This is a genomic window from Paraburkholderia sp. SIMBA_030 (genome assembly GCF_046535245.1).
In the GTDB taxonomy this organism is placed as follows: Bacteria; Pseudomonadota; Gammaproteobacteria; order Burkholderiales; family Burkholderiaceae; genus Paraburkholderia.
Map to the genome: position 1 here is coordinate 1 of NZ_JAWRXB010001876.1, position 202 is coordinate 202.

Annotated in this window: 1 protein-coding gene; it reads left to right on the forward strand. The window is 59.9% G+C overall.

The window, feature by feature from the left end; all coding sequences use genetic code 11:
• Window positions 1-188 (forward strand): hypothetical protein (locus tag SB772_RS46500; protein ID WP_410839334.1); only part of this gene is annotated, 188 nt, incomplete at its 5' end.
• Between the last annotated feature and the right edge of the window lie 14 nt (window positions 189-202).

Here is a 202-nt window from a genome sequence, read left to right on the forward strand (position 1 = left end):
TGACCTGGGGCGGCGAACTGACCGGCCGGTTTGACGGCTACGGCCTGATTGCAAATACGCTTCGACCGGGCAGGAACCGAACCGCTGTGTTCATGCGCCATTTCAAGGGGCACGCCAGTTTTCGGCGCCGTAAACGCAGAAACCCCACCTTTGTGGGGTGGGGTTTCTGGTGCTGCTGGGGAGCCTGACGATTACCTACTTT